This is a genomic window from Waterburya sp., assembly GCF_058530065.1.
The window spans coordinates 1-9,432 of record NZ_JBZNBU010000433.1; the positions used below are offsets into that span (position 1 = coordinate 1).

At 37.8% G+C, this 9,432-nt stretch carries 7 protein-coding genes; 4 read left to right on the forward strand and 3 right to left on the reverse strand.

Going from position 1 to position 9,432, the window contains the following annotated elements; genetic code table 11:
* From speB to AC33VI_RS23290, 4 genes are all read left to right on the forward strand, one after another.
* Positions 1–767, forward strand: a 767-nt coding sequence (speB, locus tag AC33VI_RS23275) for an agmatinase (protein WP_491784642.1), incomplete at its 5' end; no start/stop codon positions are given.
* A 208-nt stretch (positions 768–975) separates the two neighbouring features.
* Positions 976–2,055, forward strand: a complete 1,080-nt coding sequence (ald, locus tag AC33VI_RS23280; protein WP_491784643.1) for an alanine dehydrogenase — start codon at positions 976–978, stop codon at positions 2,053–2,055.
* 26 nt (positions 2,056–2,081) lie between these two features.
* Positions 2,082–3,872 carry an SLC13 family permease gene (locus tag AC33VI_RS23285; protein WP_491784644.1) on the forward strand — a complete coding sequence of 597 codons (1,791 nt, stop codon included), beginning with the start codon at positions 2,082–2,084 and terminating at the stop codon, positions 3,870–3,872.
* 109 nt (positions 3,873–3,981) lie between these two features.
* Entirely contained in the window at positions 3,982–6,309 is a 2,328-nt protein-coding gene (locus tag AC33VI_RS23290) for an ABC transporter substrate-binding protein (RefSeq protein ID WP_491784645.1), read from the forward strand.
* A 130-nt stretch (positions 6,310–6,439) separates the two neighbouring features.
* Here the strand turns inward: AC33VI_RS23290 and holA are convergent, their stop codons facing one another.
* The 3 genes from holA to AC33VI_RS23305 form a co-directional block, all read right to left on the reverse strand.
* Entirely contained in the window at positions 6,440–7,420 is a 981-nt protein-coding gene (holA, locus tag AC33VI_RS23295) for a DNA polymerase III subunit delta (protein WP_491784646.1), read from the reverse strand.
* 56 nt (positions 7,421–7,476) lie between these two features.
* Complete coding sequence (locus AC33VI_RS23300) at positions 7,477–8,043, reverse strand: SLOG cluster 4 domain-containing protein (protein WP_491784647.1); 567 nt, start codon at positions 8,041–8,043, stop codon at positions 7,477–7,479.
* Between the two features lie 101 nt (positions 8,044–8,144).
* Positions 8,145–9,432 (reverse strand): GAF domain-containing sensor histidine kinase (locus AC33VI_RS23305; protein ID WP_491784648.1); only part of this gene is annotated, 1,288 nt, incomplete at its 5' end.

Below are 9,432 nucleotides of genomic sequence, written 5' to 3' on the forward strand. Positions count from 1 at the left end.
CGGGAGCAATTATTGAAGCTTCAAATCAATTGGAAGCCTATGACATCGAATTAGGCAGAGAAACTTGCCAGGAAATTGGTATCTACACCTTAAGTGCGATCGCATCTACGATTGAGAATCCCCATTTAACCCCAGAAGAGATGATGGAAATTACTACTACGAGGGTAGGAGAACTAATTGCTGATGGTAAGTTTGCGATCGCTTTGGGGGGAGAACATAGTATTACCGCAGGAGTTGTTAAAGCCTATCAACAAACATTGAGCGAATCTTTTACTGTGATTCAAATAGATGCTCACGGAGATATGCGCCATAGTTATGAAGGCTCGATTTACAATCATGCTTGCGTAATGCGTCGAGTTTTAGACATGGACTTGCCTACTCTACCCATCGGCATCCGTGCTATTTGCCTAGAAGAAGCAGAATTAATTAAAGCCAAAGAAATTCCCATTATTTGGGCAAAAGATATATACCAAAATCCAAACTGGAGCGAAAAAGCGATCGCTTGTATTACCACCGAAAAAGTTTTTATCACCATAGATCTTGATGGCTTAGATCCCAGTTTAATGCCAGGAGTGGGAACACCCGAACCAGGAGGGTTGAATTGGTACGAATTGAATGAATTTCTGCAACAAGTCTTTGAAAAACACCAAGTAATCGGTTGCGACATCATGGAACTCGCCCCTACTAAAGATTCTGTAGTCTCGGAGTTCATTGCTGCCAAGCTAGTTTATAAAATAGCTGGATATTATTCTTTGGTTAGTGGTTGATTATTAGTTATTAGTGGATACTAGCGAAAATAGAGCTTAATTTAGTAAAAATAAATAACATTAGACTGTGATCCAGACGATAACATAGCAAAAGCGATCGACTAGATCGGTAAGTTTAATTGAATATAGAACCTTAAGGATGGTTAAAGGTAAAAAGAAATCGATTGACGATAACTAACAACTAGCAACTAACAACTAATAACCAAAAATGGAAATAGGCGTTCCTAAAGAAACTAAAGATCGAGAATTTCGCGTTGGTTTAAGCCCCAGTAGCGTTAGGGTATTATCTCAAAATCATACAGTATTTGTCGAAACTGAAGCTGGGGTGGGTTCTGGTTTCTCCGATCGAGAATATCAACAAGCAGGGGCAAAAATTGTCCAGACTGCCAAAGAGACTTGGGATAAAGACTTAGTAGTCAAGGTCAAAGAACCTTTAAAAGAAGAATATCAATATCTCAAGCCCCAGCAATTGCTCTTCACCTATCTTCATTTAGCAGCAGATCGCGATTTAACTAAAGCTTTAATGGCATCGGGAACAACGGCGATTTCTTATGAAACCGTAGAATTGGATAATGGCAGCCTGCCCCTTTTAACTCCTATGAGCGTCATTGCAGGACGTTTATCGGTTCAATTTGGTGCTAGATACTTAGAAAAACAACAAGGAGGCAGGGGAGTATTGCTCGGTGGCGTTCCTGGGGTGCGTCCTGGTAATATAGTCATTCTCGGTGGTGGTGTAGTTGGTACGGAGGCAGCTAAAATTGCCATCGGTATGGGGGCAAAAGTACAGATAATCGATATTAACCTAGAGCGTTTGGCTTACCTAGAAAATTTATTTGGTTCGAGAGTTGAATTACTCTACAGCAGCCCTGCAACCATCGAAACAACAGTGATGGATGCAGATTTACTCATTGGTGCGGTATTGGTAGTAGGAAAAAAAGCTCCAATGCTAGTATCCCGCGATTTAGTTTCTCAAATGCGATCGGGTTCGGTCATTGTCGATGTGGCAGTAGATCAAGGAGGATGTATCGAAACTCTCCGTCCCACTTCCCACAGCCAGCCTACTTATATTGAAGAAGGAGTAGTTCATTTTGGAGTACCTAATATGCCTGGTGCTGTACCTTGGACTGCCAGCCAAGCACTCAATAATAGTACTCTGCCTTACGTTATTCAGCTAGCTAACAGTGGCATCGCAGCATTAGAAGCAAATAAGGCTCTAGCCAAAGGATTAAATATCCAAAATGGCAAAATCGTTCACCCCGCAGTCAAAGATGTTTTTCCCGATCTATAAACAATTACTGATTTTTAACCAGCAATATGGAAATCATTCTGACTCTCAGTATTCTGACTTTAGCTTTAATTGCCTTTATTTTTGAATGGTTTCCCGTAGATCTCACTGCTATTATGGTGGCGATCGTTTTGATGTTATTTGGCTTGGTTACTCCTGAAGAAGGAATAGCTGGCTTTGGCAATACTGCCACTATCACCGTCATGGCGATGTTTATTCTCAGTGCGGGAGTTGCTAAAACTGGAGCAATTCAAGTGTTGAGGGACTTACTCTTAGAATGGGGCGGTAAAAGTACTTTCCAACAAATAATGATTATGGGAGGTATTGTCGGCCCTGTAAGTGCTTTTATTAACAATACTGCCGTAGTAGCGATTTTTATTCCTGTAATTGAAGACTTTGCTAAAAAACAGGGTACTGCCAGTTCTAAATTATTGATGCCCCTTTCTTTTGCCTCTATTTTAGGCGGAACGCTAACTTTAATTGGTACTTCTACTAATATCTTAGCCAGCAGTTTATCGGCTAAATTGGGACTGGGAGAATTTTCTTTATTTCAGTTCAGCCAGTTAGGGATTATTGTTTTTATCGTTGGCTTAGTCTATGTGGCGATCGCATCTCCCAAAATTTTACGCCATCGTCATGGCAAAAACAGCGGTATTCTTAGCGAAGAATATGAAATTAAAGATTATGTTACCGAAGTAGTAGTCGCTCGCGATTCTAGTTTGATCGGGCAGACTTTAAGAGAAAGCGGTATTCAGCGCAAATACGACGTAGACGTTTTAGAAATTATCCATCAAGGAGTTCATTTTCCCCAACCCATCGCCGATAAGGTAATTAAATCGGGAGATATTCTGTTAGTGAGAGGCAGTAAAGATGTTTTAATTCAACTCAAAGCCGAACGGGGAATTGAAATACTGCCTGATGTTAAATTCAATCAGGAAAATTTGGAAACTGAATTAAATACGGGGGAAGAAAAAATAGCTGAGGTTTTAATCCTTTCTAATTCCCGTTTTATTGGGGCAACGTTAAAAGATCTTCGCTTTCGTCAACGACGCAACGCTACAGTGTTGGCAATCCGTCGAGGGGAAGAAGTATTGCGGGAAAGATTGGGTAAAGTTCCCCTGCGTTTTGGCGATTTATTATTGGTTCAAGGTCCCAAACAAAGCTTTTTGGGTTTGCAAACTTCCCGCGAATTATTGGTTTTAGAACAAAAAGATGTAGATAACTTGAGAATAGATAAAGCCAATATTGCGATCGCCGTATGTTTGGCAGTAATTGCTGCTTCAGCATTTAATTTCGTTCCGATTTTGGTAAGTGCTTTGGCTGGAGTCGTAATGATGGTGCTTACAGGCTGTCTTAAACCAGGGGAAATTTATGGCGCGGTACGTTGGGACGTGATCTTTCTCCTGGCAGGATTGATTCCTTTAGGCACTGCCATGGAAAATTCTGGGGCAACGGAATATTTAGCCAAGCCTATTTTATTTGTAGGCAGCCATCTTTCAGGCTATTGGATTCTCTTATTCTTTTATTTTATTACCACCGTTCTGACATCAATCTTGTCTAATAATGCAGCGGTTTTATTAATGATTCCCATTGGAGTCCAAGTGGCTCAAGCACTCGGTTTAAATCCTTTTGCGATTATGTTTGCGGTTACTTTTGCTGCTTCTAATAGCTTTATGACCCCCATCGCCTACCAAACCAACACCATGATTTATGGCCCAGGAGGCTATCGATTTATGGATTTTGTCCGTCTGGGAACTCCTTTAAGTGCGATCGTCGGTTTGATTACTCCTGCTTTGATTATCTGGCTTTACGGACTTTAATGGGTTTTGCCCTGAAGACAGAAGTCAGAACTCAGAAGTGAATCGATGGCTTAATTATTCTAATCTGAATAAAGCACAAAATACTAAGGTATTTTTATCTTGTTCGGTTATGAATATTGTTGTCCGAAAAATTAGTCCCATTTTCCAAATCTCAAAACAGAATAAAAGCGTTTCGCAAAATGCAATTACTAAATGGATTGTTTGGGCGATCGCATTTTCATTATCCCTACTTTTGGTTTTAGGCGGGGGAAATTTATTACAAAATAGGAATAGTATATATATTGCTTTAGCTGGACCTACAGGAAGTGACAATACTTCGGGAAAGGAAATGGTGCAAGGGGCAAAATTATATCTCGATCGCCTGAATCAGGAAGGAGGAATTGAGGGGAAAAAAGTAAAATTACTGGTTTATGACGATCGCAACGAGCCTCAAATTGCTACCCAAGTAGCTGAAGAAATTGTTAATTCTAGTAAGGCTTTAGCAGTTTTGGGGCATTTATACAGTTCTACTTCTCAAGCAGCAGGAAAAATTTATCAACAGCAAAAGATATCTGCTATTTCGGCAAGTGCCACCGCAGATGATGTTACTCAAGATAATGATTGGTATTTTCGGACAATTTTTAATAATAGTTTGCAAGCTAGTTTTATTGCTAACTATACTGCTAAGGTAATGCACTACAATCGCGCCAGTATTATTTATAGCGATGATAGTTATGGCAAGACATTACGAAATTCTTTCGAGCGCACTTTTCAGGAATTAGGAGGCAAGATAAACAATCAATGGGCGATCGATCCCCAAGCTAGTAATTTTTCAGAACGAGAAGAACAAATTGCTGCGGATTTATTAGCTTCTAAAATCGAAGATTCGGGAATTATTTTTTGTGCCACTCATAATAACGAAATAGTTAATTTAATTGTTAAAATCAAACGCCAACAACCGAATTATAAATTTATCGGTGCTGACTCTTTGGGTAATAATGCTTTTGCCCAAAAATTTCAAAATTATCCTGAAGAACAAACTAAGCCTGGCTATTTTACTAATGGTGTTTATGCGGTATCGCCAATTATTTTTGATGTAGCTAATGCTCAAGCACAGCAGTTTATTAACGAATATGTCAAAAAATATCGAGAATCTCCTAGTTGGACTGCCGCTAATTATTATGATGCAGCGAAAATTGCCGTAAAAGCGATCGTGAGGTCTCAGCTAAATTCTAGTAATGCTAATTTACAACAACAAAGAGCAAAAATTAGAACTACTCTAAGTCAAATCAATAGTATCGACTCTAGTATCAAAGGATTAACGGGGAATTTATATTTCGATCGCCAAGGAGATTTTAACGAATCAATTTATATCGGTACTTTTCTCCAACAAAAATTTATTTCTGCTTTTAGTCAACTTTATCCTATTGATAACGAGCGACCAATTCATAATTTATCGCAACTGTTAGATTCAGAACGTATTTATGCGATCGATGGCAAATATATGTACAAAACTAATATTGTTTATGCAGGAATAGATATTAATGAAATTAGAAGTTTGGATGAAAAAACTTCTTCTTATTTAGTAGATTTTTATTTATGGTTTCGCTATCGAGGAGATATAGATGCAGACAATATTGAGTTTATCAACTACGGCACAGATCGCATGGATTCTGGAGATAAGTTAGAGCTAGACGAACCCATTGAAACATCAGAAATTGATAGTGTTAATTATCGTTTATATCGCGTCAAGGCAGATTTTAAAGAAAAGTTTCGTTTTGACGACTATCCCTTCGATCGCCAAAAATTAGCAGTACGTTTTCGTCATGTCAATCTAACTAAAAATGACTTAGTTTATGTAGTCGATGTAGTCGGCATGAGAGATACAGTTGCCGATGAAGTAATTAGTAATTGGCAAAAGTCGCGGGTTTTTGAAACTATTAGTGATTGGAAAGTTATTGCTGTAGATTTCTTTTCCGATCTGCTAATCAATGATTCTACTTTAGGTAATCCTCAATTATTTACCAGCAATACCGCTCTAGAATATTCTCGCTTTAATACTGTGATTGAAATTCAAAGAAATCTGGTTAGTTTTTCGATCAAAAATTTATTGCCTCTACTATTCTTTATTGCCATATCTTATCTCTTACTATTTCTACCCTTTGAAAACATTTCTGTAGAAGCAGTAAGCGGTACTTTACTGGCTATTGTCTTTTTCCATCTCAGCCTGTTAGAAAGTTTGCCCGAAGGTATTGGCTATGTGGTGGCTTTAGACTATGGCTTTTATGTAATTTATGCCTTAATCGGTCTAGAACTTTTACTAGTAGTTGTTGGTAATAGGACAGAAATCCGTAATAACCAAGCAGCAATAAAACGTTTAATTTCGATTGGTAGAATTGTCTTCCCGACCATCTTAATTATTAGTGCGATCGCCTTATTAATTAATTATTTAAAATAGTCTCTAGGCAATACTTATCCTCTAAAAAACTTCTCAGTAACCTCTTTATTCTTGATGTTTCATATTCGAGTGAGAGAATTGAAAAACAAATAACTAGTACTTAAACATTCAATGCTGTTGGCAAAAGGCATCAAAATGCACGACAAAGTTCTATAATTTTTGTTTGTAATATGGCTAAAGTTTCTGCACCTGTTTTTAAACTATATTCTAAATCTAGAAGTATTGGTAGTACTGATAAAAATTGTTGGGAATTGGTATGCTGGATTTCTTTACGGATGTAGAATAGACGGTTAGGATTATTGATTCCCGCAGCTGAAGCGATCGCTTTATTATCTTTGATTCCTTCATCCTCCATTAGTTTAACAATCGTCCAAGTACGAAATTGTCCTACCAAGGTAGCAACTATTTTTAAAGCTGGTTCGTTACGATTGATGAGATCGGTAACCAATCCTAGAGCTATATTTGCTTTGCCATCTTTAATGGCTTCGGCTAGTTTAAGACTGTTTTGAGTATTGCACAGTACTAGGGCAGTAACATCATTTTCATCTAAAGAGCGATCGCTTTTGCCTTGATAGATTTTAAGTTTTTCTAATTCGTTATAGATTTGCCGAGTATTATTGCCAATTGATTCTGTCAGAGTCGCGATCGCTTTTTTTGTTAGTTTGAGGTCTATTTCTCTAGCAATTTTCTCAATTTTACTTGTAATTAGATCTGTTTTCCAAGGAGGAATAAAGCTAAAGTCTTTTACCACAGCATATTTATTAATTAATTTAGTCGTTACCAATCTACCATCGGGCTTTTTATTAGTAGTTAATAAAAGATGAGATGTCTTGGGAATTGCTTGTAAAGTACGCTTTAATTCTTCGATAATTATCTCGGCAGGTTTTTGTTGGCAAAGATTGGTATTTACCAGCCAAGTCAATCGCTCTCCCATCCCAAATATAGGAGTCATAGCTTGATTTAAACCATCAATTATATTTTCTGAATTGTCCCCATCTAGTTTTTGATAGTTAAATGGCATCCAGTTGGGATCGAGAATTTGGTTTTGTAATTTTTTAATAGCTCGGTCGATCGCAAAATCATCTTCTCCCCAATATAAATATACAGGCATTTTTGGTTGATAATGGATTTTTAACTAGTTGCTGCAGATAAGATTATTATAATAATTTAGCCTCTTTTAATCCCTAATTGTCTATTAATAAAATCAGTTACTTCTGTCAGATAAAAAGCCCTAGGAATGGCTTGAGTATAATTAATATTTTCGACTAACTTAGTAATTTCATCATCTTGCCACCCAAAAAGAATAATTGGTTTATTAAAACATAATGCCAATTCAATTTCATTTCTAGTACCTATATTTCCTGGTAACGCCACTATTAAATCGCTACTCATAACACAAATATAATTTCTACTCAGTTTATTCTGATCATTAGGATTAAATCTGGATAAAGGTGATGCGATCGCTAGTTCAATCCACGGGTTAGGATAGCCATTTAAAGGAACATATTCGTTTGTATCGGTTAATTCTGTGGGAAGAATACCAATACTGATTCCTTGTCGATTTTCTACTCGACAAAAAGCTTCAGCAGCAGAAACCATAACACCACCACCTCCCCCTGTTAGTAGATGATATTGTTGTTTGGCAATCCATTGAGCCAAGGGAATTGACAATTTTGGGTAAAATTGACTGCCAGATCCCATGATGCCAATAACTTTTCTTGCTTGAAAAAACACAGATTGGTTAAATTATTGCGTAAAATATTTTATTCAATCAAGAAAGATATTCTTGAATTTTTTTCAGTTTCCTAATTGTATGTTTATTTAGGTGGAGCTATTTAGTAATTTATGGGAAGAGTAAAATAAAATTGACTGCCACGATTTTTTCCCTGACTAGTCGCCCAAATTTTGCCCCCCATTCCTTCGATTATTTTGCGGCAAATTGCCAAACCCAAACCCGCACCGCTTACCGTGCGACGTAAATAGCTTTCAGTTTGAGCAAAGCGATCGAAGATAGTTTCGAGACGATCTGCTTCGATACCCCTGCCAGTATCGGCGATCGCAACTTCAAGTAGAGAATTAGAGCCATTTTCTGCTGTTATTTGGCGCGCGGTAATAGTAATAGTGCCGTCAGCAGGAGTGAACTTACAAGCGTTGTCTAGTAACTTGGCAAATACTTCTATTAGTCCGTCAATATCCCCTAATACGGCTGGTAAATCTGGGGTTAACTCAACGCAAATTTTGGGTAACGATCGAGTATTGGCGAGCTCAATATTGTCCTCAGAAATAGCTTTGAAGCGACGCAGGGCTAAATTTAAGGCATAGTCAATAGTGAGAGATTCAATATTACGTAAATTGCAGTAAGTGTTACCTGCTTCTAACTTAGAAAGGGTCAAAAAGTTTTGAATTAATTGTCCCAATCTTTCGGTATCCGCTAAAGCAGTTTCCAACATGACATTCTTAATTTCTAAGGGCATATCTGGCTCGGTTACCAAACTTTCCAAACAAACACGAATAGTGGATAAAGGAGTGCGTAACTCATGTCCGACAATCGCAATAAGATTGTTCTGAATGCGCTCTACAGTCTCTAGTTTGAGATTTAATTGTAGTAAATCGGTATAAGCGTTAGCCTGAGTTAAAGCTGCCCCCGCACTAGTAGACACGGCTTCTACCAAATCGATATCGTCGGACTGCCACTGAAAATTTTTTTCACCCCCGTAATGAAGTTCGAGCATTCCTAAGAGTTTTCCTTGATAGCGAATCGAAACCATTAACCAGGAATGTATGCCCCCTCGTTGAATTTTGTCTTTAATAATAGGATTGTCGGTTAAATAAAGATTGTCCGCGACATTTTCGATCGCCAGAGTTGATTTTTGAGCTTGAGCAACTATAAATAAAGGGTTTTCTGCAATCGACCAATTTTGACCCTTAAGGGATTTCATCGATCGCGGTTTGGCTTCGTATTCTAGGGTAACTTCTGTATCGTTGGGATCGAGACGATATAACAAACAACGACAATTAGGAAATAGTTTGCCCAATTCTCTCACTGTTGTTGTTAAGATTTCTTCTGGATTGAGAGAACTTCGTTGAGCGGATGCTATTTTATTAATTAAAGATTCTTTACGC